Annotated in this window: 25 protein-coding genes and 2 pseudogenes; 14 read left to right on the top strand and 13 right to left on the bottom strand. The window is 63.4% G+C overall.

All coding sequences use genetic code 11. The features are described 5' to 3' along the window. Positions 1 to 84 precede the first annotated feature (84 nt). The 6 genes and pseudogenes from GTP77_RS03245 to ssuE form a co-directional block, all read right to left on the bottom strand. Positions 85 to 507, bottom strand: a complete 423-nt coding sequence (locus GTP77_RS03245; RefSeq protein ID WP_161070719.1) for a DoxX family protein — start codon at positions 505 to 507, stop codon at positions 85 to 87. After that, a complete protein-coding gene (locus tag GTP77_RS03240; RefSeq protein ID WP_161070718.1) occupies positions 504 to 2,276 on the bottom strand; it encodes an amidohydrolase in 1,773 nt (590 codons plus the stop codon). Before GTP77_RS03240 ends, GTP77_RS03245 begins: the two co-directional genes overlap by 4 nt. A gap of 72 nt (positions 2,277 to 2,348) precedes the next feature. Continuing rightward, positions 2,349 to 2,915, bottom strand: a complete 567-nt coding sequence (locus tag GTP77_RS03235; RefSeq protein ID WP_161070717.1) for a YceI family protein — start codon at positions 2,913 to 2,915, stop codon at positions 2,349 to 2,351. 219 nt (positions 2,916 to 3,134) lie between these two features. Then, on the bottom strand, positions 3,135 to 3,968 hold the full coding sequence (locus tag GTP77_RS03230; protein ID WP_161070716.1) for an ATP-binding cassette domain-containing protein: 834 nt from the start codon (positions 3,966 to 3,968) through the stop codon (positions 3,135 to 3,137). Positions 3,969 to 3,991: 23 nt separating this feature from the next. Further along, positions 3,992 to 4,597 (bottom strand): annotated as a pseudogene (locus tag GTP77_RS03225) (aliphatic sulfonate ABC transporter substrate-binding protein); the annotation flags it as partial. Positions 4,598 to 4,609: 12 nt separating this feature from the next. Further along, positions 4,610 to 5,242 carry an NADPH-dependent FMN reductase gene (ssuE, locus tag GTP77_RS03220; protein ID WP_161070715.1) on the bottom strand — a complete coding sequence of 211 codons (633 nt, stop codon included), beginning with the start codon at positions 5,240 to 5,242 and terminating at the stop codon, positions 4,610 to 4,612. A gap of 196 nt (positions 5,243 to 5,438) precedes the next feature. On the opposite strand from ssuE, the gene GTP77_RS03215 reads away from it, so the two are divergent. The 5 genes and pseudogenes from GTP77_RS03215 to GTP77_RS03195 all read left to right on the top strand — a co-directional run bounded on the left by GTP77_RS03215 (position 5,439) and on the right by GTP77_RS03195 (position 10,202). Beyond that, entirely contained in the window at positions 5,439 to 6,617 is a 1,179-nt protein-coding gene (locus GTP77_RS03215; RefSeq protein WP_161070714.1) for an acyl-CoA dehydrogenase family protein, read from the top strand. Positions 6,618 to 6,631: 14 nt separating this feature from the next. Beyond that, a complete protein-coding gene (locus GTP77_RS03210; RefSeq protein WP_161070713.1) occupies positions 6,632 to 7,459 on the top strand; it encodes a methionine ABC transporter ATP-binding protein in 828 nt (275 codons plus the stop codon). Then, positions 7,452 to 8,114: a methionine ABC transporter permease gene (locus GTP77_RS03205; RefSeq protein ID WP_161070712.1), complete on the top strand. Its 663-nt coding sequence runs from the start codon at positions 7,452 to 7,454 to the stop codon at positions 8,112 to 8,114. Before GTP77_RS03210 ends, GTP77_RS03205 begins: the two co-directional genes overlap by 8 nt. 18 nt (positions 8,115 to 8,132) lie before the next feature. After that, entirely contained in the window at positions 8,133 to 9,008 is an 876-nt protein-coding gene (locus GTP77_RS03200) for a MetQ/NlpA family ABC transporter substrate-binding protein (RefSeq protein ID WP_161070711.1), read from the top strand. After that, positions 9,005 to 10,202, top strand: a pseudogene (locus GTP77_RS03195) (LLM class flavin-dependent oxidoreductase). Before GTP77_RS03200 ends, GTP77_RS03195 begins: the two are co-directional and overlap by 4 nt. Here GTP77_RS03195 and epsC read toward each other — a convergent pair. After that, on the bottom strand, positions 10,199 to 11,128 hold the full coding sequence (gene epsC, locus GTP77_RS03190) for a serine O-acetyltransferase EpsC (RefSeq protein ID WP_161070710.1): 930 nt from the start codon (positions 11,126 to 11,128) through the stop codon (positions 10,199 to 10,201). The pseudogene GTP77_RS03195 and the gene epsC sit on opposite strands and share 4 nt — an antisense overlap. A gap of 177 nt (positions 11,129 to 11,305) precedes the next feature. Here epsC and GTP77_RS03185 point away from each other — a divergent pair, with 177 nt between their 5' ends. Further along, on the top strand, positions 11,306 to 12,490 hold the full coding sequence (locus GTP77_RS03185; RefSeq protein WP_161070709.1) for a multidrug effflux MFS transporter: 1,185 nt from the start codon (positions 11,306 to 11,308) through the stop codon (positions 12,488 to 12,490). Here GTP77_RS03185 and GTP77_RS03180 read toward each other — a convergent pair. From GTP77_RS03180 to GTP77_RS03165, 4 genes are all read right to left on the bottom strand, one after another. Further along, on the bottom strand, positions 12,468 to 12,716 hold the full coding sequence (locus tag GTP77_RS03180; protein WP_161070708.1) for a hypothetical protein: 249 nt from the start codon (positions 12,714 to 12,716) through the stop codon (positions 12,468 to 12,470). The two genes, GTP77_RS03185 and GTP77_RS03180, sit on opposite strands and share 23 nt — an antisense overlap. 188 nt (positions 12,717 to 12,904) lie before the next feature. Continuing rightward, the gene (locus GTP77_RS03175) at positions 12,905 to 13,558 is read right to left on the bottom strand and encodes a helix-turn-helix transcriptional regulator (protein WP_161070707.1); all 654 of its coding nucleotides are present in this window, start codon (positions 13,556 to 13,558) and stop codon (positions 12,905 to 12,907) included. Then, complete coding sequence (locus GTP77_RS03170) at positions 13,555 to 14,781, bottom strand: MFS transporter (protein ID WP_161070706.1); 1,227 nt, start codon at positions 14,779 to 14,781, stop codon at positions 13,555 to 13,557. Before GTP77_RS03170 ends, GTP77_RS03175 begins: the two co-directional genes overlap by 4 nt. A gap of 67 nt (positions 14,782 to 14,848) precedes the next feature. Then, a complete protein-coding gene (locus GTP77_RS03165) occupies positions 14,849 to 15,985 on the bottom strand; it encodes an FAD-dependent oxidoreductase (protein WP_161070705.1) in 1,137 nt (378 codons plus the stop codon). Between the two features lie 76 nt (positions 15,986 to 16,061). Here GTP77_RS03165 and GTP77_RS03160 point away from each other — a divergent pair, with 76 nt between their 5' ends. The 7 genes from GTP77_RS03160 (at position 16,062) to GTP77_RS03130 (ending at position 20,885) form a co-directional block, all read left to right on the top strand. Further along, on the top strand, positions 16,062 to 16,736 hold the full coding sequence (locus tag GTP77_RS03160; RefSeq protein ID WP_161070704.1) for a TetR/AcrR family transcriptional regulator: 675 nt from the start codon (positions 16,062 to 16,064) through the stop codon (positions 16,734 to 16,736). A 57-nt stretch (positions 16,737 to 16,793) separates the two neighbouring features. Beyond that, complete coding sequence (locus GTP77_RS03155; protein WP_161070703.1) at positions 16,794 to 17,291, top strand: DUF4124 domain-containing protein; 498 nt, start codon at positions 16,794 to 16,796, stop codon at positions 17,289 to 17,291. Between the two features lie 403 nt (positions 17,292 to 17,694). Next, positions 17,695 to 18,786 carry an alpha/beta hydrolase gene (locus GTP77_RS03150; RefSeq protein ID WP_161070702.1) on the top strand — a complete coding sequence of 364 codons (1,092 nt, stop codon included), beginning with the start codon at positions 17,695 to 17,697 and terminating at the stop codon, positions 18,784 to 18,786. Positions 18,787 to 18,859: 73 nt separating this feature from the next. After that, positions 18,860 to 19,222: a hypothetical protein gene (locus GTP77_RS03145; protein ID WP_161070701.1), complete on the top strand. Its 363-nt coding sequence runs from the start codon at positions 18,860 to 18,862 to the stop codon at positions 19,220 to 19,222. 62 nt (positions 19,223 to 19,284) lie between these two features. After that, positions 19,285 to 19,776, top strand: coding sequence for a hypothetical protein (locus GTP77_RS03140; RefSeq protein ID WP_161070700.1), 492 nt, complete (start codon positions 19,285 to 19,287; stop codon positions 19,774 to 19,776). A gap of 100 nt (positions 19,777 to 19,876) precedes the next feature. Next, entirely contained in the window at positions 19,877 to 20,431 is a 555-nt protein-coding gene (locus tag GTP77_RS03135; RefSeq protein ID WP_161070699.1) for a protein tyrosine phosphatase family protein, read from the top strand. 25 nt (positions 20,432 to 20,456) lie between these two features. Beyond that, on the top strand, positions 20,457 to 20,885 hold the full coding sequence (locus GTP77_RS03130) for a GNAT family N-acetyltransferase (protein WP_161070698.1): 429 nt from the start codon (positions 20,457 to 20,459) through the stop codon (positions 20,883 to 20,885). Between the two features lie 38 nt (positions 20,886 to 20,923). Here the strand turns inward: GTP77_RS03130 and GTP77_RS03125 are convergent, their stop codons facing one another. Both GTP77_RS03125 and GTP77_RS03120 read right to left on the bottom strand, forming a co-directional pair. Beyond that, entirely contained in the window at positions 20,924 to 21,355 is a 432-nt protein-coding gene (locus GTP77_RS03125) for a cupin domain-containing protein (protein ID WP_161070697.1), read from the bottom strand. Between the two features lie 12 nt (positions 21,356 to 21,367). Further along, positions 21,368 to 21,808 (bottom strand): carboxymuconolactone decarboxylase family protein, encoded by a 441-nt coding sequence (locus GTP77_RS03120; RefSeq protein WP_161070696.1) that lies wholly within the window; start codon positions 21,806 to 21,808, stop codon positions 21,368 to 21,370. A 144-nt stretch (positions 21,809 to 21,952) separates the two neighbouring features. On the opposite strand from GTP77_RS03120, the gene pdxR reads away from it, so the two are divergent. Continuing rightward, the gene (pdxR, locus tag GTP77_RS03115) at positions 21,953 to 23,395 is read left to right on the top strand and encodes a MocR-like pyridoxine biosynthesis transcription factor PdxR (protein ID WP_161070695.1); all 1,443 of its coding nucleotides are present in this window, start codon (positions 21,953 to 21,955) and stop codon (positions 23,393 to 23,395) included. Positions 23,396 to 23,401 lie beyond the last annotated feature (6 nt).

Below are 23,401 nucleotides of genomic sequence, written 5' to 3'. Positions count from 1 at the left end.
GACGAGACCGCCGCACGACGAGCACCGTACACGATGCGCCCCGTACACGACGATCCCTATGCACGACGAGCCGCGTAGGGCGGGTTAGCGCGCCAGCGCGTAACCCGCCAGCCTGGCGTCCACCGAGTAGCGCCCCGCGCCGGACAGGGCGATGGTGCCGAACACGATCACCAGCAGCCAGCCGAACTGCCCTTCCGCAATGCTCCAGTCCGGATGCACCAGCACCATGGACACGGCCAGCAGAAACACCACCGGCAAGGCCGCCAGCCGCGTGAACAACCCCAGCGCGATCAGCACCGGGCAGAACACTTCGGCAAACAGCGCGCACCACAAGGTCAGCGCGCGCCCCATGCCCAGCGGATCGTCGATGTGCGCCAGCTCTTCCTGGTAATGCACGATCTTCGGTATGCCATGCACATGCAGCAGCAGCGCCGCCCCGGTAAGCCGGGCGAACAGCATGCCCAGGTCCGGCGTAAACGGTCCCACCAGTTTGCGCAGTCCCGTCATTTGTTCTGATACCCGCCGTAGTGCTTGACCGGGCTCCAGTCAGGCGCGATGTCCGGCAGCGGCTGCGCATACTGGCCGAATTCCTTGCCCGCATACACCACCTTGCCGTTCACCACGGTCAGCGCGCTTTCCAGGTTCTTGATCTGCTCGACCGGCATGCTGAAATAATCCTGCGGCAAAATCACCAGGTCGGCGTACTGGCCCTTGGCCAGCGTGCCCTTCAGCTTTTCCTCGCCGCTCATCCAGGCGCTGCCCACGGTCATCAGCTTGAGCGCCTCGTAGCGGCTCAGGATGTCCTTCGGCTGCCACAGGCTCAGGCCGCCTGCGGTCTTGCCCGTCACCGCCCAGTACACCGACGGCCACGGGCCGTAGCTGCTCACGCGCGTGCCGTCCGTGCCCAGGCCCACCGGCAGTTTCATCTCCAGCATCTTGCGGATGGGCGGCATCTGGCGCGTCTGCGCGCCGTACTGCTTCCAGTAGTGTTCGCCCTGGAAGTGCATGCGGTCCTGCACGGCGATGCCGCCGCCCAGCGCTTTCACGCGCAGCAGCTGCGCGTCGCTGATGGTCTCGGCGTGGTCGAAGAACCAGCGCAGGCCTTTCAGCGGAATTTCCTTGTTCACCTTTTCGATCACGGCCAGGTCGCGGTCGATCGATTCGCCATAGGTCGCGTGGATGCGGAACGGCCAGCGGTTCTTCACCAGCAGGCGCAGCACGGCTTCCAGCTCGCCTTCCATATGGGCCGGCATGTCCGGACGCGGCTCCAGGAAGTTCTCGAAGTCCGCCGCGCTCCAGACCAGGTTCTCGCCCGCGCCCTCGGTGGTGTAGCCGTTGGCGTAGAACATATGCTGGTTGCTGTCCGGCTTGGTCAGCGTGAGCCAGCGCTGGTAGTCTTCCAGCTCCTTGCCCGGCTTCTGCGCGAACAGGTAGTAAGAGGTACGCACGGTCAGCTTGCCGTCCTTGGCCAGCTCGACGGTCACGCCGTAGTCGTCCGGGAAGTTCTGTCCGCCGCCGCCCGCGTCGATGGCACTGGTCACGCCCAGGCGGTTCAGCTCGCGGTAATAGTGCAGCGTGGAGTTCAGCTGCTGGTCGCGCGGCAGCACATTGGTCTTGGCCAGCGTGGTGTACAGGATCAGCGCGTTCGGCTTGGCGATCAGCTTGCCGGTCGGCTTGCCGTCCGCGTCCAGCTCCACCACGCCGTCCTTGAATTTGGTGTCCTTGTTATAGCCCAGGGTCTGGATACCCTTCTGGTTCAGGAAGCCCAGGCCGTACAGATACAGCAGGAAGACCGGCTTGTCCGGCACGGCGGCGTTGATTTCTTCCAGCGTGGGCAAGCGCTTTTCCTCGAACTGGAATTCGTTCCAGCCGCCCACCACCTTGATCCAGGCGCCTTCCGGGGTGCGCGCGGCCTGCTCCTTCAGCATTTCCATCGCTTTTTTCAACGAGGTCACGCCGTCCCAGCGCAGCTCGGCGTTGTAGTTCAGGCCTTCGCGGATAACGTGCAGGTGCGAGTCGTTCAGGCCGGGAATGACGGTGCGTCCGCCGGCGTCGATCACCTGGGTGTTGGCTTGCTTGAGTTTGAGGATCTGGGCATTGCTGCCGACGGCTTCGATTTTGCCGTCTTTCATCGCCACGGCCTGGGCAAAGCTGCCCTCTTTGACCATGGTGGCCACTTTGCCGTTGGTGATGATGAGGTCGGCCGCGTAGGCCGGCGTGAGGAACGCTACGGACAAAGCCGCAGGCAGTACCAGCCTGGTAAATACCGGATTCATATTGTAGTCCTTGAATTTATAGGGCACATCAAAATGGCGGCCGGCCGGCACTGCTTTACTGCATTACTTCATTTATTCCTTGACGGCTTCGACAGCGAAGGTCAGGGTGACTTCGTCGCCCACGTAAGGAGCGTATTTGCCGGCGCCGAATTCCGAACGCAGCACTTTGGCGACGGCGTTGGCGCCGCAAGCGTCTTTCTTCAGCATTGGGTGCGGCATGCACTGGAACGAGGTCACGGTCAGGGTGACAGGCTTGGTGACGCCTTTGATGGTCAGGTTGCCGTCCACCGAAGCCAGCTTGTCGCCAGCGAAGTTCAGCTTGGTCGACTTGTAGGTGATGGTTGGGAACTTGGCGGTGTCAAAGAAGTCTTCGCCCTGGATGTGGTTGTTGAAGACCGGGAAGCCGGTGTTGACCGACTTGGCATCAATGGTCACGTCCACGGAGCCCGATTTCGCGGCTTTGTCGATCACGATCTTGCCTTCGGTTTTGTCGAAGCGGCTCACCTGGTTCGAGTAGCCGAAGTGCGAGTACTCGAAACGTGGGAAGGTGTGGGTGCCGTCGATAACATAGGTTTCCGGGGCAGCGGTAGCAGCCATCGAAATGCCAGCGGCGATCAGCAGAGCAACGATTTTTTTCATAGTAAAACTCCAGTCAATAATGATTGTCAGGACGGGCGGGTGCCCGTTATCTTTGTGATTGACGGCGATTATGCGCTGGCGCAAATCGATTGTAAAACGGAAAATATACCGGTTTATTATCGAAAAAATCGATCGTAGCCACAAGACTGAAGCAATTCATGAGCGCAGTGTACAGACAGGCGCCCGAAGCGCCCATCTGCCAAAGGTAGTATGTACCACTCAGGCGTGCGCGCGCAGCACGTGGGAGAGGATGCGCTGCTCCAGCGCGGCGAAGGCCGCAGCGTTGTCGCCATTGCCGCGCGCGGCGGCGCGGGGACGGGGGAGATCGATGGCGAGGTCCAGCGCAATGGCGCCGTCCTCTATCAGCAGCACGCGGTCGGCCAGGGCCACGGCCTCGGTCACGTCGTGAGTCACCAGAACGGCGGTGAAGCCGCGCGACAGCCACAGCGACTCGATCAGCTGCTGCATCTCGATGCGGGTGAGCGCATCGAGCGCGCCCAGGGGTTCGTCCAGCAGCAGCACCTGCGGCTGGTGCACCAGCGCGCGCGCCAGCGCCACGCGCTGCTTCTGGCCGCCGGACAGCGCGGCTGGCCAATCGTCGGCGCGCTCGCCCAGGCCCACTGTGGACAGCGCGGCGGCGGCGGCGTTGAGCGCATGCGGCAGGCCCAGCGCCACGTTCTCCAGCACCGGCTTCCAAGGCAGCAGGCGCGCCTCCTGGAACATGATGCGCAAGTCGGCCTTGCCCTCGCCCATGCTGATGCTGCCGCTGTCGGCCTGCTCCAGCCCCGCCAGCGCGCGCAGCAAGGTGCTCTTGCCGCAGCCGCTGCGGCCGACGATGGCCACAAACTCGCCCGCCTTCAACTGCAGGTCTATCCCGCGCAGCACTTCACGCGCGCCGTAAGACTTGCGCAGCGCGGAGATGTTGATAGGGACGCCCTCCCGTTCGGGCGCGCCGCGCGCCAGCGGCGCGGCGTCGGCATGGCGGGCGGACGGCTCCTGCGACGGTGCGTCCGTAATCAGGTCGGATTCAAAATAAGTGGGTGCGAGCAGCATGGCGCTCCTTTTCAACGGTATACGGGATTCCAGCGCAGGAAATTCGCCCAGGCGTCCACGCTGCCGCGCTCGAAAGCGGCGCGAGCGTCGGCCGGCGGCAGGAACACCACTTCCACATCCTTGTAGGCCAGGCCTGCTTTCTCCAGCGCCTTCACCAGCAGGAAGTGCACGTTCGAGCCCTTGTTCAGGGCGATCTTCTTGCCTTTCAGCTCGGCCAGGCTGCGCACCTTGGAATCCTTGGGCACCACGATCGCTTCGCTGGCCGGCGACGGCGGCTCGTTGCCGATATAGACCAGATTGGCGCCGGCGGCCTGCGCGAAAATCGGCGGCGCTTCGCCCACCGTGCCGAAGTCGATGCTGCCCACGTTCAGGCCTTCCAGCAGCACGGGGCCGGCCGGGAATTCGGTCCACTTCACGTCGATGCCTTTGGCGGCCAGGCGCTTCTCCAGCGTGCCGCGCCCTTTCAGCAGCGTGAGCGTGCCGTACTTCTGGTAGCCGATGCGCAGCACCGGCTTGGCCTGCGCCTGGGCGATGCCCGGCAAGGCGGAAGCCGCCACCCCGGCGGCGCCGGCGAACAGCAGGCCGAGGGTACGGCGGCGCGCATCGCGCTTGTTTATTGGGGTACTCATGTGCTTTCCTTTTTATGCGGCCTGGGTGGCGGCCGTGTATGGGTAGTCCTGCAGCGAACGCACCGGCGCGCCGTTCGTAACGTGCACGCCGTGGACGGCGGCGGCGCGCGGCTTAGCCAGCGGCGCCAGCGCCGTCACCACTTCATCCACGCCCGCTGCGACACGGCTCGCGATAGGCGGCGCCAGCGTGAGGCCTTCCTCCTCATGCCAGACCAGCTGCTGGCTGGTGGCGAAGATGCTGGTCAGCACCTGCCTGGCGGCCAGCGCATGCAGCACGGGGCGCAGCGCGTAGTCCAGCGCCAGCATGTGCGACTGCGTGCCGCCGGTGGCGATGGGCAGCACGACCTTGCCCGCAAGCCCGTCCTGCGGCAGTAGGTCCAGGAAGGCCTTCAGCACGCCGGAATAAGCGGCCTTGTACACCGGCGTGGCGATAACGATGGCCTGCGCCGAAGCCACCGCCTCGACGGCGCGCTTGATGGCAGCGTCCTCAAAATCCGCATGCAGTAAGGCCTGCGCCGGCAGGTCGCGGACATGCAAGCGCTGCAGCGTATGCCCATGCAGCGCCAGCTTGTCGCCGATGTGCAGCAGCAAGCGGCTGGAACTGGATGGAATCGAAGGACTGCCGCCAAGAAGTAGGATGCTCATTTTTCTCCCCGTGATAAGTGTTGGTTTTTCAGCAGATTAAGTGCGTCCGCCTGAAAGCAAAACGAATTGTTTTACGCATCGATATCTGATTTTCGGCGCATGACATTTCCGCATATGGAAAGCCGTATTTCTTCGTGTACGGGGTCGGAATGCGGGTGCGATACTGGTTCGCATCATCATCATTGGAATTCGTATCATGGACGAAGACTTCTTCACCGAAGACCCCATCGCCGTCGCCTCGGCGCTGGCCGCGCGCCTTGCCGAGAACGCCGTTGAGCGCGACCGCGCAGGCGGCCACGCCGCCGCCGAACGTGAATGGATACGCGAATCGGGCCTGCTCACGCTGTCCATCCCAGCCGAATTCGGCGGCCAGGGCGGCAGCTGGAGCAAGGTCTATCAGGTCATTCGCATTCTGGCCCGCGCCGACAGCGCGCTGGCCCACGTCTTCGGCTTCCACCACCTGCAGCTGGCGGGCATCCTTCTATACGGCAGCCCGCAGCAGCAGCGCCGCCTGCTGACGGAGACCGTGGAGCAGCGCCTGTTCTGGGGCAATGCGCTTAACCCGCTGGACAAGCGCACCATGGCGGCCGACGCGCGCAACGGCTTTGAGCTGAACGGCCTGAAAAGCTTTGCCTCCGGCTCGGTGGGTTCGGACTGGCTCACGCTGTCCGCATGGCACGCGTCCACGCAAAGCGCGCTGATCGCCGTGCTGCCCACGCGCCAGGAGGGCATCCGCGTGCAGGCAGACTGGGATGCGTTCGGCCAGCGCCAGACCGATAGCGGCAACGTCTCCTTCAACGGTGTGCGCCTGCCGTCCGAGCTGGTGCTGCAAGCGCCCGGCCAGGCGCCAACGCCGCGCGCCACGCTGCGCTCGCAAGTGGCGCAGCTCATCATGGCCAACCTGTATCTGGGCATAGGCGAAGGCGCGTTCGAAGCGGCGCGCGCCTACACCAACGACGAAGCGCGGCCCTGGTTCCAGTCCGGCGTGCCCGCCGCCAGCGACGACCCGCTGGTGCAGCACCGCTACGGCCAGCTGTGGACGCTGCTGCGGCCCGCGCAAGTGCTGGCGGACTTTGCGGCGCAGGAGCTGGACCGCGTGTTTGCCCAAGGCGAGCATGTGAGCGCCCGCACGCGCGGCGAACTGGCCGTCACAGTGGCCGAAGCAAAAGTGCTGGCCCACAAGGCGGGCGTTGAGATCAGCAGCCAGCTGTTCGAACTGACCGGCGCCCGGTCCACTTCGGCCAAGTACGGCTTCGACCGCTACTGGCGCAATGTGCGCGTGCATACCCTGCACGATCCGATCGACTACAAATACCGCGACCTGGGCCGCTACGCGCTGCAAGGCACGCTGCCCGAACCAACTGCATATTCTTAAACGACGATAATTCAATGACGATTACCCCGCAAGTCCCTCGCGCGCCGCTGATACAGATCCGCGGCGCAAGCAAAACGTTCGCCCTTCCCAAGGGCGGACAATTCCACGCCGTCAAAAACGTGTCGCTGGAAGTACGCGAGGGTGAAATATTCGGCCTGATAGGCAAGAGCGGCGCAGGCAAGTCCACCCTGCTGCGCCTGATTAACCTGCTGGAGCAGCCGGACAGCGGCAGCGTGACGGTCGATGGCCGCGAGCTGACCGCCCTCGGCAAGCGCGAACTGCGCGCGGCGCGCCAGAACATCGGCATGATCTTCCAGCAGTTCAACCTGCTGCAGAACGCCAGCGTGTTCGACAACGTGGCCTTCCCCCTGCGCATCCACGGCGGCCGCAGCAAGGAGCAGATCGCCGCGCGCGTGCGCGACTGCCTGGAGCTGGTTGAACTGGGCGGCAAGGCGGAAAGCTACCCCGCGCAGCTGTCCGGCGGGCAGAAGCAGCGCGTGGCCATTGCGCGCGCGCTGGCCAGCGGCCCCGCCGTGCTGCTGTGCGACGAACCCACCTCCGCGCTGGACGCCGAGACCACGCGCGCGCTGCTGGCCACGCTCAAGGACATCAACCAGCGGCTGGACGTCACCATCGTCATCGTCAGCCACGAACTGTCCGTGCTGGACGCCATCTGCGACCGTGTGGCCGTGATCGAGGACGGCGCCATCGCCGAGGAATTCGCGCTCACCGGCGGCGAAATGCGCAAGACCGCCCTGGGCCGCGAGCTGGCCAGCCTGCGCCCCGCCGCTGCCTCTCCCTCCGCCGCAATCGCCCCCCGCAAGGAGACCGTCCATGCTTGAAAAATTCATCTCCCTGCTGCCCGAACTCTGGACCGCGCTCGGCCAGACGCTGACCATGCTGGGCATAGGCCTGTCCGCCGCCGTGCTGATAGGCGGCCCGCTGGGCGTGCTGCTGTTCCTGGTGGCAGACGGCCAGTCCCTGCAGAACAAACCAGCCTCCCTGGTGCTGGGCTGGATCGTCAACACCGTGCGCTCCTTCCCCTTTATCATCCTGCTGGTGGCGCTGGTGCCGCTCACGCGCATTATCGCGGGCACCTCCATCGGCCCGCTGGCGGCCGCCGTGCCGCTGTCCATCGCCGCCATCCCCTACTTCGCCCGCATGGTCGAACAGGCGCTGCGCGAAGTGCCGCGCGGCGTGATTGAAGCGGCGCACGCCATGGGCGCTTCCGAACTGCAGATCGTGCTGCGCGTGTTGCTGGTGGAAGCCCGCTCCGGCCTGGTGCTCGCGCTCACCGTGCTGTCCATCAGCTTCCTGTCCTATTCCGCCGTGGCCGGCGTGGTGGGCGGCGGCGGCATCGGCGACCTCGCCATCCGCTACGGCTACTACCGCTTCGAGACCGACGTCATGATCGCCACCGTCGCCGTCCTCATCGCTATCGTCCAAACCATCCAGTTCACGGGCAACCGCATCGCCAGCCGCCTGGAGAAACGCTAACTTCATAAGGAATATCCCATGCCATCCCTGCACCACGCCCGCCGCCGCACCTTCGTCCTGCGCGCGCTCAGCGCCACCGCCATTGCGGCGGCCAGCCTGGCCGTCGGCCTCGTTGCTGGCCTCACGTCCGCACCGGCCAACGCCAAAGACCCGAAAGAACTGGTGATAGGAACCAGCGCCGGCCCCTACGCCGACCAGATCAAGCTGGGCATCAAGCCCATCCTCGAGAAGCAGGGCTACAAGGTCAAGCTGGTGGAGTTCAACGACTACGTGCAGCCCAATTTCGCGCTGGCCGAAGGCTCGCTGGACGCCAACGTGTTCCAGCACATCATCTACCTGAAGAAGTTCGCCAGCGAGCACAAACTGGCGCTGAGCGAGCTGGTGACGATACCCACCGCCCCCATCGCCATCTACAGCAAAAAGCATAAAACGCTGGCCGACGCCAGGGAAGGCACCACCGTCGCCCTGCCCAACGACCCGGCCAACCAGGCCCGCGCGCTGGTGCTGCTGGACCAGCTGGGCTGGGTGAAGCTGCGCGCCGGCACCGATCCTATCCGCGCCTCCGAAAAGGACATCGCCACCAACACCAAAAAGATCAAGCTGGTGCCGCTGGAAGCCGCGCAGCTGCCGCGCTCCCTGCAGGACACGGACTACTCCTTCGTCAACGGCAACTACGCGCTGGCCTCGGGCCTGAAACTGAGCGAGGCGCTGGTGACGGAGAAAATTTCGCCCAACTACATCAACCTGGTGGCGGTACGCACGGCCGACAAGAACAAGCAGTTCGCCAAGGACATTGAAGCGGCCTACCGCTCGCGCGAGTTCCTGGCCGTGACGAACAAGCACTTTGCGGACTACTCCAAGACCGACTACCAGCTGGCGCTCGAGGCAAAATGAGCAGGAGGATCCGCTTCAACGCCTTCCAGATGAACACGGTGGGCCACCAGTCACCCGGCCTGTGGACGCACCCGCGCGACACCAGCCACCGCTACACCGATCCTGAGCACTGGACCGAACTGGCCCGGCTGCTGGAAGCGGGCCGCTTCGACGCCGTCTTCCTGGCCGACGTGCTGGGCGTGTACGACGTCTACCAGGGCAGCGTGGAGGCGGCGTTGAAGCACGCGGTGCAAGTGCCGCTGAACGACCCGCTCGCGCTGGTGCCGCTGATGGCGCAGGCCACCGAGCACCTGGGCTTCGGCGTCACCTGCGCGCTGACCTACGAGCATCCCTACACCTTTGCGCGCCGCATGTCCACGCTGGACCATTTGACGCGCGGCCGCATGGGCTGGAACATCGTCACCGGCTACCTGGACAGCGCGGCGCGCAACCTGGGCCTGGAGCGCCAGCTCGGCCACGACGAACGCTACGACCTGGCCGACGAGTACATGGAAGTGGTGGGCAAGCTGTGGGAGCAGAGCTGGGAAGACGGCGCGGTGGTGAACGACAAGCAGCGCGGCGTCTATATCGACCCGGCGAAAGTACACGCCATCGCCCACGAAGGCCGCTACTACAAGGTGCCCGGCATCCACCTGTGCGCGCCGCCGCTGCTGCGGGCCGCAAGCCGGAAGGACTGCTGATCTACGCGCAGGCGCTCATCATCACCGGCGCCAGCGAGGAGGAAGCCTGGGCCAAACACGAGGAATACCGCAGCCATATCGACATCGAAGCGGCGCTGGCGCTGCTGTCCGGCTGGACCGGCGTGGACTTCAGCGCCTACCCACTGGACGCCACCATAGACTATATGGACTCGCAGGCCGGCCGCTCGGCGCTGGCCTCCTTCAGCCAGGCGGACCCGGACCGTACGTGGACCTTGCACCAGGCGGCGGAATTCATCGGCTGGGTGGGCGCGGCCCGGTGCTGGTGGGAGGTGCGGCCCAGGTGGCGGACCAGCTGGAAACCTGGCAGGACGAAACCGGCATCGACGGCATCAACCTCGCCTTCGCCGTCGCCCATGAATCCATGCGCGACGTGGTGGACTACATCGTGCCCGAGCTGCAGCGCCGGGGGCGATACCAGCGCGAATACGCGCCGGGAACGCTGCGGGAAAAACTGACCGGGCAGCCGCGCAGGCAGGCGGCCCGATGTGCCTAGCGGCAGTCGTTGCGCATCTGCGCCTGCGACACATTGCTGTTGGCCGGCACGCTTTGCGTGAGCCACACATTGCCGCCTATCGTGGAACCTGCGCCGATGGTGATGCGGCCCAGGATGGTGGCGCCGGCGTAGATCACCACGTCGTTCTCCACGATAGGGTGGCGCGGCGTGCCCTTGATGAGTACACCGCTGGCGTCCGCCGGGAAGCGCTTGGCGCCCAGCGTAACGTGCTGGTACAGGCGCACGCCCTGCCCCAGGATGGCGGTTTCGCCGATCACCACGCCGGTGCCGTGGTCGATAAAGAAGCTGGCGCCGATCTGCGCGGCGGGGTGGATGTCCACGCCGGTCTTGGAGTGGGCGATGTCGCAGATCAGGCGAGCGATGAAGGGCGCGCCCAGCTGGTGCAGCAAATGCGCCAGCCGGTAATGCAGGATGGCGATGGTGCCCGGATAGCACAGCATGATCTCGGCAATCGACGTCGCCGCAGGGTCGCCCGCGAAGGCCGCCTGCACGTCCGACACCAGCAGCGCGCGCACGCCCGGCAGCCCCGCCGCGAACTCGCGTGTGATGTTGTTGGCCTGCTCGGTGAGCGCGTCCTCGTTGCCGTCGGCCGGCTGCGCCGTGAACTGCAGGCCGCGCCGCACCTGCTCGGTGAGGCGGTTCAGCGTGGTGTTCAGCGTGTCGCCGACAAAGTAGTCGATGCTCTCGTCGGTGAGATTCGGGCGGCCGTAATGCGTGGGGAACAGCACGGCGGACAGGCCGTTGACGATGGTGGTCAGCGCCTCGCGCGACGGCAGCTCGCGCACGCGGCCCTGGTGGCGTATGTTGTGCGTGGCTTCGCGCGAAATGCGCAGCTGCTCGATCACCGGCCCCAAATTCCAGTGCGCAGGGCGCACGCCGGTGCCGTCATAGGTATCGATAGTCATGGAATCTCAAAAAAACAATGTTATGGCGTAGAAGCTTAATCAGCGGCCCGCGCAAAGCGAAGGAATAAATTCGGCATACCATATGCGAAATCCGCATATTGATATGCCGTTAGCCACCGTCCGGCAGAAGCGCGGCGCGTGGCGTAAAATACCGCTCCAGGTAACAATAACGCATCCATGAATATTCTGCTGACACTGCTGCTGGCCGGCCTCACCATGGTCGGTCCGCTCGCCATCGACACCTATCTTCCGTCCTTCCCCGCCATCGCCCTGGCCTTCGACGCGAGCCCCATCGCCATCCAGCAGACCCTCAGCCTGTTCCTCTTCTGCTTCGCCTTCATGATGCTGTTCTACGGCACCATGTCCGATTCCTTCGGCCGCCGGCCTGTCATTCTGGTATCGCTGGTGATTTATATCGCCGCCTCCATCGTCGCGGCGCTGGCGCCGTCCTTCGGCGTGCTGCTGGCCTGCCGCGTGCTGCAAGGACTGTCGGCCGGCGCGGGCATGGTGGTCAGCCGCGCCATCGTGCAGGACCGGTTCTCCGGCGCCGAGGCGCAGAAAATCATGTCGCACGTGATGATGGTGTTCGGCCTTGCGCCCGCCATCGCGCCCATCCTGGGCGGCTGGCTGCAAGTATCCTTCGGCTGGCGCTCCATCTTCTGGTTCCTGACCGGCTTCGGCATCCTGATGTACTTCGCCGTGCTGCGCCTGCTGCCGGAAAGCCTGCCCAAGCAGGACCGCCATCCCTTCCACGGCCGCCTTATCGCGGCCAACTACTGGAAAGTGCTGTGCCACCGCCAGTTCCTGCTGCTGTCCATCAGCGTGGGCATGGCCTTCGGCGGCTTCGCGCTCTACATCGGCTCGGCCGCCTACTTCGTGATGCACATCCTGCACCTGCCGGAAACCGCGTTCGCCTGGCTGTTCTTCCCGCTGATCAGCGGCTCGGTGATAGGTTCCGGCCTGTCCGGCAAGCTGGCCAAGCGCTATTCGCAGAACGCGCAGATCTGGTGGAGCTACGCCATCATGGGCGCGGCGGGCGCGGCCAACATGGCCTACAACCACTACTTCGCGGCGGAAGTGCCGTGGGCCGTGCTGCCGCTGTTCGTGTATTCGTTCGCACTGGCCATCGCCATGCCGCCGATGACGCTGATCGCGCTGAACCACTTCCCCAACAACAGCGGGCTGGCTTCGTCCATGCAGTCCTTCATCCAGATGATTTTGTTCGCACTGATCTCGGGCGTGGTGGCGCCGATGCTGTTCGACAGCGCCTACAAGCTGGCCTGCGGCGTGATGGGTGGCCTGGCGATCAGCTTCGCCGCCTGGGTGGCGGCGCACGGCATCAAGGCCAAGGCGACGGAGTAACGTCTACATACTGCGCGCCGCCCTGCTCGGGTTCGGGCTCGCCGGACTGCGACGGGCGCGCGTGCCGAGCTTGGCCCAGCGCCAGGATTTCCTTGCGCGCTTCCACGAAGTCGGACGTGGAGAGCGGATGCTCCGGGTTTGGCCAGTTGGCGATGGCCCAATCCTGCACCGCCTCGAAGCGCTGCCAGACTTCGTTCACAAACTGCCGCCGCTGCTGCTCGTCCATAAGACTTCTCCATGCTTAGTGCGATTGGCCCAGTATAAGCCCACCGTCGCATACCCGGGCGCACCGCACGCCCTTCCATCGTAGGGCGGGTTAGCGGCGCAGCCGCGTAACCCGCCAGCGCCGCCGCACGGCACGCATGGCGGGTTACGCAGCTGCGCTGCTAACCCGCCCTACGCGAGCTCGAGCGCTCACGAACCATGGCCCAACACAGGCCTGATCACGTACACGCAGCGCCGCGCACCGGACAGCAAATGCTCCGCGCGCTCAACCTGACATGCGTCGCCCAGCACGCGCTGAAACACCTGCAGCTCGGACCTGCAAAACCCCTGGCAACTGGTCGCCGCCGCGCAGATCGGGCAATGGTTCTCGATCAGCAGCAAACTCCCGTCCTGCTGAACCTCGGTCTCCGCCATATACCCTTCCGCATCCCGCGCGCGTGCCAGCGCCTCCACGCGCCCGGCCAGCGCATCGGCCGGCGTCGGCGGCGCAACCGCATCCAGCGCCGCCCTGTAGACCGCCTCGCTCTCCTTCTCCCGCGCAGCGATCAGCTTATCCATGCCCTCCTCGCCGAACAGCGAGCGCACCTGCTGGATCATCTGCAGCGTCAAGTCCGCATGCCGGTCCGGGAAGCGCGCATGGCCCGCCTCGGTCAGATGCCAGCGGCGCGACGGCCGCCCCACCTTGTCCGCCACGTCCTCAAACGCGACCAGCCCCTTCTCCTGCGCCGACTCAAGCTGGCGGCGCGCGCCCATCGAAGTCAGGTCCAGCAGCTCGGCCAGCTTCTGCGCGGTTTGCGGACCGCGCGTCTTCAGCAGGAAAAGTACATTGTCGGCAGTGTTCATTCGGGCGATTTATTCAAAGTCATCGGAGCGGCCAGGGGCAAACGCAAGCGCCACGCCTGCAACTGCCAGGCTGCGGCAGCGCTCAGCGCAGCACCCAGCAGCAATACCAGGCGGGTGTCGATCAGCGTCAGCACCGCCCCAGCAAGCGCCATCAGTATATTCGCCAGGCAGAAAGTAGTCGACAACAGTCCCATGACGGCGCCCTGCCCGTGCGCACCAAACCGGTCCGCCGCCCAGTTCTGCACCACCGCGTTGTAGAAGGAATTCGGCAAGCCGAACAGCACGATGCCCACCATGCCCACCCACAAATTGCCCAGCGCCACCAGCGCCACCGCACAGGCGATGCCGAACGCATGCAAGGAAGCGCGCTTGAGCGGCGCCGTGGCGCTCGGCCTGCCGGAGAACAGCGAAGACAGCGTCATCAAGCCGCACAAGCCCACGTTGATGGCGGCAATGCCCTGCGCGTCATAGCGCCCCACTTCCACCAGCCACAGCGGATAGAACTCGTAGAAAGCCGTCACACCGCAGGTCACCGCCAGCTGGAGCTTGAACAGCGTGCGCAGCTCCGTGTGCTTGAGCAGGTTCAGCGAATGGCGGTCGCGCGCCACCTGCCACCAGGACGTGGTGAGCTTGGACGGCGTTTCGCGCGGCAGCACGGCCATCACCACCAGCGCCACGGCCAGCAGCGCGCCGGCGGCGATCCAGAACGGCACTGTCAGGCCAAAGCCCACCGTCAAGCCGCCCAGCAGCGGCCCGGCCAGCCAACCGAAATGGAAAGCCCCATTCAGCCAGCCAATGGCGCGGTTGCGCAGCGTGCCCTGCAGCCGCTCGGCCAGCATGGCGCGCGCCACGGCGCCGTTCCCTTCCAGCAGGCCGGTGGCGAAGCGGGCCGCCAGGAACAAGGGATAGGATTCCAGCAGCAGTGCGCCCGCCGTCAGCGCGTGGCCGAGGGCTGCGCCGAGGCCGGTGGCTAGCAGCACGGGACGGCGGCCGTAACGGTCCGACAGCGCGCCCAGCACGGTGGAGCCGATCAGCAGCCCGAGCGGATTGATCATCACCGCCACGCTGAACAGCAGCTTGGGCGGCAGGCCCAGGAACTGGTTCAGGCCGGACTCGGCGCCGGATGCGAACAGCGGCGGCAAAATAGGATACGGAAGCGAGGCCCCGATGGTGGACAACAGGGCCAGCAGGCAGGCGGCGGCGATCAGCAGCGCATTTTTCATGATGAATCTCGGATTGCTAGAGTTCCATCAATATACCGGCGCCGCCCAGATAAGTAAACTTTTATGTTTATTTATCTGTGGATTCCAGGTGCGCTGTGAAGAAGCCGATCAGGCTTTCGGGCGCATTCATGCCAAAGCACACCTCGAAGACCTCGCGCGCGCCCGCTGCCGCCGCCTCGGCGCGGGGAAACAGCGCCTGCTCGTAGGCGGCCAGCGCGGCTTCCAGCTGGCCCGGGTTGGCGGCAATAGCCTTGCCCAGTTCCGCACCATCCACCATGGCCAGATTGGCGCCGTCGCCGGCTGGCGCCATCACGTGCGCCGCGTCGCCGAGCAGTGTTACGCCCGGCACGCGGTCCCACTTGTGCCCATCCGGCAGCGCATGGATGGGGCGCGGCACCGGCGCGGTGTCACTGTCTGTGATGAGCGACTTCAGCTCCGGCGCCCAGCCTTCGAATTCGGCGGCGATGCGGGACTTGGCGGCGGCGGCATCCTCGAAGTCGATATCCGCGATCCAATCCAGCGGCTTGTTCAAGGCAAGGTAAGCATGCAGCACGCCGTCCGGCTCGCGGTGCGTAAAAATGCCCTGCCCCGGCGCCAGCGCAAACCCTGCGCCGCTGCCGGCCGCCTGCGCGCTCGGCTGGTGGCGATGGTCCGCATCGAAAAGCCAGGTCTCGATAAAGGTGAAACCGGTATAAGCGGGCTTGGCCCCGGACAGCAGCGGACGCACCCTGGACCAGGCGCCATCCGCGCCCACCAGCAGCTCCGTGGTGGTGGTGGAACCGTCGCTGAACACGAGTTCATGGCGCCCGCCACTCAGCGGCGTGACCGCCGCAAGCTTGCGGCCCCATTGCACCGTCCCCTCGGGCAGCGACCCAAGCAGGATGCGCCGCAGCTCGCCGCGCGGAACTTCCGGCCGTCCGCCCGTGCCATCGTCGCCCATCTCGTGCAGCAGCTTGCCGTGCTTGTCCAGCACGCGCGTGGCTTGGCCGCCTTCATGAATGATGCGGGTGAACTCATCGAACAAGCCGGCCGCCTTCAGCGCCAACTGGCCATCGTGTTCGTGGATGTCCAGCATGCCGCCCTGGGAGCGCGAGTCCGGTGAAGCATCCGCCTCGTAGACCGTCGCCGCGATGCCGTTCACATGCAGCACGCGGGCCAGCATCAGCCCACCCAGTCCCGCGCCTATGATGCCGAATGTTGTCATTTTGATGCCTTCCCTTAGTTATGGAACGTCGTTCCATAGATATTGCGGCAAGCCACCAAGCATGTCAAGATGCGGCATGGTCAAGAACACACGCCGCACCCAACGCGGAGAAGCGTCGCTCTCACGGGACAGCATCATCGAACAATCCATCGCGCTGCTGGACAGCAGCGGCGAAAGCGGCCTGACGTTCCGCGCCCTCTCCGAGCAGCTGGGCACCGGCGCCGGCGCCATCTACTGGCATGTGGCCAACAAGGGAGACCTGCTGAATGCCGCCTGCGACAGCATCGTCGCGCAGGCCATGGCCGCCGCCGTGGACGGCGCCACGCCGAAGGAGAAAATCCGCGCCGCCGGCCTCGCCATTTTCGACGCCATCGACGCGCATCCATGGGTGGGCGCCGAACTTGCGCGCAGCCCGGGCAAGATGCCGATGGTGCGTATCCTGGAAGGCATAGGCCGGCAAGTCGGCGCACTCGGCGTGCCGGACCGCGCCCTGTGGCAGACCGCGTCCGCGCTGCTGCACTACATCCTGGGCGTGGCCGGGCAAAACGCCGCCAACGCGCAATTCGCCCGCGAACACGAAGCGGACAGGACGGACTTCCTGGGCGCCGTTGCCGACGACTGGTCCAAGCTGGACGCCGTCGAATACGCTTTCACGCGCAGCATGGCCGCCCATCTGCGCGACCACGATGACCGCAGCGATTTTCTTGCAGGGATAGATCTAATACTGGCCGGAATAGCGCCCGCGCTGTGACAATGTGTGAGCCTTTGCGGTACCGAAAGCGCTTATAGTTGCCGCATGAAAATTCTGTTGCCATTCCTGCTAGCGCTGTCTACCTTACCCGCGCAGGCCGAGATATACAAATGGACCGACGCCAACGGCAAGATCCACTACTCGGACCGCCCGCAGGACGGCGTCGACGCCAAAGTCCAGCCGATGCAGGGCGTGCAAGCCACCTCCTCCACCGCCGCCGCAAAAGACGACTGGCGCGAGCGCGAGCAAGCCTCCCGCAAAAACTGGCTACGGCAGACCGCCTTGGAACGCCGCGCAGCCAGCCAGGAAGAATCGGCAAAGGCCAAGCAGGAGCCATACTACCCCAGCGCCAACCGTTCCAACAACGCGATGAGCGACGAAGAACTCTGCACGCGCGACCGCCAGCAGATCGAATACGCCGAAAAGACCAAACACCTCTCCATCACCCACGGCGGCAACTCGCCGCAGCGACTGACAGAAGCACAGCGCCAGGAAGTGATCCTCGAACGCAAAACCAACCACGCGCTGACCTGCGGCAGCGGCAGGCGCCACTAGCAAAACGATGGGGGGCAGCCCGCCAGTTTTCGATACCGTCCGAATACTAGGAGTGATATGAGAGAAAGTGCCGAGCAAACACGCCAAGTGCCAAAGGCAATCATAGGTTTACTGTTGGGAATGGGATTGGGTGTGCTAGTAGCCGCAGCGCTTGGCACCAATATGACGTTCGGGCTCGGCATGGGCATGTTTGCAGGACACGCATGCGGATATTGTATAGACCGAAGCCAACCAACACGCAGCCGCCTTGCTCTTGGTACCTTTGCCTTGGCGCTTGTCGCGGTCTGTGCCTATTTTGCCTAACTTTATATTGATAATAACGCGCACATGAAAAAATTCCTTTTGGCTGGTACAGGCGCTGCAATTGGCACCCTGATTTACACTTATTTTTTAAGTAGCAGCCATGATCTTGACTGGTACCGCGCTGCATTTGTTGGCATGTTCAGCGGTGTGTGCATGGCTGTATGGCCTAAAAAAATCGATAACCCGTCAGCGCACAAAAAATTACCACACAAATGAAATTTCAGCTTCGACATTGAAAGTAAATTTTTTGAAATATCTTCTTTGCATAATTGCGGCCTCTTTTTTCGCCAGCGCGCAGGCAGCCCCGTGGCAACCTGCGAACGGAAATAAACAAATACCGATCTGGCCTGGAGCAATCCCGGACGCCAAGTCAAGCACTGGGCCTGAAGAAGTGACGCTGCAAGACAAGCGGCTCGTCGCTGGTAAATCTTGGTTGGAGGTGGCCAATGTCACACGACCAACGATGACGGTTTACCCGCCAACAGGACCGAACACTGGCGCTGCCGTTGTAGTTTTTCCAGGCGGCGGGTATTGGCACCTGGCTATCGATCTTGAGGGAACGGAAGTCTGTGATTGGCTCACATCGATAGGTGTGACATGTGTACTTTTGAAATACCGGGTTCCCGGATCCGGTCCACATTGGGATCAGATCCGCAACATGCGTGTCATCCCGAAAACGCACACTGCGCTTCAAGATGCCCAAAGGGCGCTGGGGCTCATTCGCCACAATGCCTCCGACTGGAAAATCGATCCGAACAAGATTGGCGTTCTCGGCTTTTCCGCTGGTGGGCACTTGGTCGCATCGATCAGTACGCATGGTCAACGCATCTATTCGCCTGTTGATGACGCCGACAAGGAGAGTTGCCTCCCTAACTTTGCAGTGGCTCTGTACCCTGGGCACATGTCGATAAACTACAAAGCTGACTTATCAAGGCTCAATCCAACCATTAAAGTCACCAGCCAAACGCCTCCAACGTTTCTGCTTCATGCGCAAGACGATCCGGTAGACCCCGTCGAGTTTTCTCTGCTTTATTATGCGGCACTAAGGAAGGAAAATGTACCCGCTGAGATGCACTTGTTCGCCAATGGCGGGCACGCGTTTGGCCTTCGCGCAACAAAGTCGCCAATCACGAAGTGGCCCTTGCTGGTCGAAACGTGGCTTGGGACGATCGGAATGATCCCGGTGAAATGATGGCATACTGAATGCCGTCGCAGGTTCGGCCGGAAACGGAGATTGATGATTTAGCAGTCATAGGAGACCGAGCATGCCCCAATTCGAAATAACTGAAAGCGAGCTTATCGTCCATCTCGATAAGTGGGAGCAGCTCTTTTCCTTTGTTCATAAGGTGAAGGTGCCGCTGAGTCAAGTCGTTGCCGTAAGGGAAAATAACGGTCTGGACGGCTTGAAACTTGGCTGGCGTCTTCCGGGAACACATATCCCATTTGTACTCGCAGCTGGCACGTTCATTTCAAAAGGCGCCAGGCAGTTCGTGTATAGACGCGGGGGACTTCAAACTGTAGTAATCGATTTAAAGGGGAACGCGTGGGCACGGTTGATAATCGGCATAACAGATGCAAGCCGGGAAACTTTGCGTATCAATGCTGCTATTAGCTCTTGCGCAGCGTAGTGTGCTACCGCCTGGTACGCTTATGCAGAATAGTTTTCTATCGTATATACAGGAGTAAATCTTTGAATAAGTGGCAGCGTCGTGGACTTGGCATATTGGCTCTCGGTGGTGGGGCAATTGGCTTCAGTTCAATTATGAACACACACCTGCAGCGTCAGGCCCCCTCGACAAATTCTTTTATAGCTATTGTGCTTGCCACAGCATTTTTCCTGTGGGGCGTATATTGCGGCGTGCAGATGCTCGAGGGCAATCGGAAAGCATTATTTCAGAATGCCGTCTTCTGGCTAGTTCAGGCTCCTTTACTGCAATCACCTGCTCTCGGCTACGCGGCGTTTTGCGGCGCCCAGGCGCAAGTCCTTGTCAAACTGTCTCCGGTAGAAGTCGGCATTTCCGGCTCCGTACTCGGCGCGCAATTTGGCCTGAACCTCGGACAGCCTGGCGAACGTATCGCCATAGGAGTAAATCTCTTTGCGCTATGCATTTCATTTTGGCTTATGCAAAAGTACGAACGGGCTGCCCCAACATCGCCCCTCGGCGCGGCCACCTCCGTATGACTGGATGTACATCGGTTGAATCCGCAGGCGGAAGCCGCCAGCCACCTAGCGCAACCTGTAAGATGCAATCTAAGCAACTACAACCGATAAGGTCCACCACATGCGCATCAGCACATTACCCCGCAGTTTTCTGATCGCGATCACCATGTTGGTTTCGGCGCTGACAACCACACCAGTCCATGCTGACGAAACCGGTATCCAGGCGCCCAACGTCGTGGCCATTTCGCCGACGATTGTAACTTCAGGCCAACCGACCGCTGCGTCCCTTTCCCAGCTCGGGAGCCAAGGCTTCCAGGCTGTCATCTACCTCGCGCCGCCGACTGTCTCCGATGCCGTTGCCGACGAGGCGAACATCGTCCGCAGACAGGGCCTGGAGTTCATCAACATCCCTATCGAATTCGGCGAACCTACCGAGGCCGACTTCGAGCAGTTCGTCGTGGCGATGAAGCGGTTTCAGGGCCGCAAGGTGCTGATTCACTGCCAGGTCAATATGCGTGCGTCCACGTTCACGTTTCTGTATCGCGTGACACAAGCGCACGAAGCGCCCGAACAGGCGTATCAAGCGGTAGCGCGGGTCTGGTCTCCAAGAGGCCCGTGGAACCGGCTGCTGACGTCCCAGTTGCGCAAGGCGGGGATAGCGTTTGAACCTTACTAAGCCGAACGATTCAGAAGGAAATACCTTGAAGCAGAACGTCATTGTCGTCAGCGATAACACCGATCCCGAATTCGAAAAAGCGATAGGCAAAGGATTGGACGAGTTCAATCTCCAGACATCGGGCTTAAGCGACCGCCGCCCCCTGTGCGTGATGGTGAGAGATCCCGACACCAATGAAATCTTGGGCGGAATAGTCGGAAGAACGTCACTCGGGCTGGCGTTTCTGGACCTGTTTCACCTCCCGGACTCCCTGCGTGGCTCGGGACTGGGCACAAAGATCCTGCAAGCATTCGAAGACGAAGCACGCGAACGGGGCTGCCGTTCAGCCGTCCTTTACACCATCAGCTTCCAGGCGCCCGGATTCTACAAGAAGAACGGGTGGAGGAGTTTCGGCGAAATTGAGTCTGACATTGAAGGCGTCAGCCGCATATTCATGACCAAGAAACTGTATTGAAAAGTGGAGCCTTCCGGCTCCACCCAGTCCAACGCCAGCTACTTGCTCAGCGGGATGAGCGGCGGATCGCCCTCCCCCAGCATCATATAAACCAGCAGCTTGGCCGGCTTGGTGGCGCTGGCGTTGCGCGACATTCCATGCACGATCAGCGGCGCTTCGTACCAGGAGTCGCCGGCCTTGTAGGTCACGGGCTTGCCATCGGCCAGTTGCGACTCCACTTCGCCCTCCAGCACGTAAGCGAACACGGAGCCCGGATGGCGGTGCGGGATGGAGGCCTGGCCTGGCGCATACGTCACTGTCACCAGCACGCCATGTTTGCCTGGCGCGTCGGGCAGCGGCAAATGCTGCAGCATGCCCAGGACTTCCTTGCCGGTGGCGGCGTCAACGTGACCTTCATGGGCTTGCGCGCCCAAGGACAAGGACAGCGCGGCGACGGCTGCCGCCGCCACGATCAGGGATTTGCGTAGCATGGCGGCGCTCCCTTACAGTGCAGGCATCTTGCGGAAGCCGATCGCCAGGCGGTTCCAGCCGTTGATGGCGTTGATCGCCAGCGTCACAGCCACCATTTCCGATGCATTGAAGTGCTCCGCCAGTTCTGCGTACACTGCGTCCGGCGCATGGGTGTCGGCGATGCGGGTCAGCGCTTCGGTCCAGGCCAGCGCGGCGCGCTCGCGGGCGGTGAAGAACGGGGTTTCCTGCCAGACCACCAGGCCGCTCAGGCGGCGCTCGGTTTCGCCGGCCTTGCGCATGTCGCTGGTGTGCATGTCCACGCAGAAGGCGCAGCCGTTGATCTGCGACGAGCGCAGCTTGATCAGTTCAACCAGCGATGGCTCCAGGCCCAGTTTGCCGACTGCCACTTCCAGGGCGATCATGGCTTTCATTGCGTCTGGGTTGGCGGTGTAGAAATCGATGCGTGCGTTCATTTTGCTGCTCCTTCAATGTGTGGGTTAGTGAGGCCATTGTAGGAGACCAAAGTCCCTGTGAAGGATGCCAATTCCAGGGAAATTGCGCAGGCCAAGAGTCCAATCCCTTGCCAAGCGGCGCGAATCCGGGCAGCCTTGCAAACCATGGAACTCCACATCGTTATCGAAGGCCGCAAGGACCTGGCCGGGCAGGTCTACCGCCAACTGTCGGACGCCATCCGCAGCGGGCGCTTGGCGGACGGCCAGCAGCTGCCCCCTTCCCGCCTGCTGGCCGAGCAGCTTGGCCTGTCGCGCAAGACCGTGTCCGAAGCCTATAGCCGTCTCACGCTGGACCAGCTGGTAGTTGGCCGCGTGGGCGCGGGCAGCTTTGTGCAGGCGCCCGCCGCGCCGCGCCGTGGCAGCCTCGCCCCCGCCGTCCATTCCGGCCTGGCAAGCGCGGACATCGTGCGCAAATGGGACAGCATGGCTACGCCGCTGCGGCACCCGCTGCCGGAAGGCCGCTCGCGCTACGAATTCATCGGCGGCTGCGCCACGCCCGGCCACTTTCCCATGGACGAATGGCGCCGCTGCGTCACCCACGCCCTGCGCCAGGACCCGGCGCTGCGCGGACGCTATTCGGAAGCCGAAGGCCTGCCGGTGCTGCGCGAAGCCATCGCCCGCCACATCGCCTTCGCGCGCGGAGTGGCCTGCACGCCCGTCAACGTGGTGGTGACCAATGGCGCGCAGCAGGCGCTGGACCTGCTGGGACGGGTGCTGCTGGAGCCGGGCTGCGCGGTGGCCGTGGAAGACCCCGGCTACCCTGCCGCGCGCGGCCTGTTCGCCAGCCAGGGTGCGCAGGTGGTCGGCATACCGCTGGACGCCGAAGGCATGCTGGTGGAGCGCATACCGGACGGCACGCGCCTGATCTACGTCACCCCCGCGCACCAGTTCCCGCTTGGGATACCGATGAGCGTGGCGCGCCGCCGCGCCCTGCTGGCACGCGCGCGCGACATCGGCGCGATTATCGTGGAGGATGACTACGACAGCGAATTCCGCTACGAAGGCCGTCCGGCGGACTCGCTGCAAAGCATGGACAAGCACGGCATTGTGGTCTTCGTCGGCACCTTCTCCAAGGTGATGCTGCCCGAGCTGCGTCTTGGCTACATGGTGCTGCCGGACGCGCTGCTCAACGCGGTACTGACCGTCAAGCACCTGACGGACTGGCACACCGGCACCATGAACCAGCATGCGCTGGCCAAGTTCATCGGCGACGGGCATCTGCAGAAGCACATCCGCCGCTGCCACGGCATCTATGCCTTGCGGCGCGAGCGTTTGCAGGCGCTGTTCGCCACGCTGCTGGCGCCTTGGTTCGAGCTGGTGCCGGCCGAAGCGGGCTTCCACCTGGCGGCGCTGTGCAAGCGGGAGGTCGATATCGATCTGCTGATCCGGCTGGCGCGGCGCGCCGACGTGGGCTTGTATTCGCTGGCCAATTTCTATGCCGACCAGCCGCCTCAGCAAGGCCTGTTCCTCGGCTACGGCGCCATCGACACGCTGGACATCGAACCCGCCCTCACCCGCGTGCGCGACATTCTGGTGGAGATGGACTGAGCGGGA

It is taken from the genome of Pseudoduganella aquatica, from assembly GCF_009857595.1.
Lineage (GTDB): Bacteria > Pseudomonadota > Gammaproteobacteria > Burkholderiales > Burkholderiaceae_D > Rugamonas > Rugamonas aquatica_A.
This window is presented reverse-complemented; position numbering and strand designations above follow the sequence as displayed.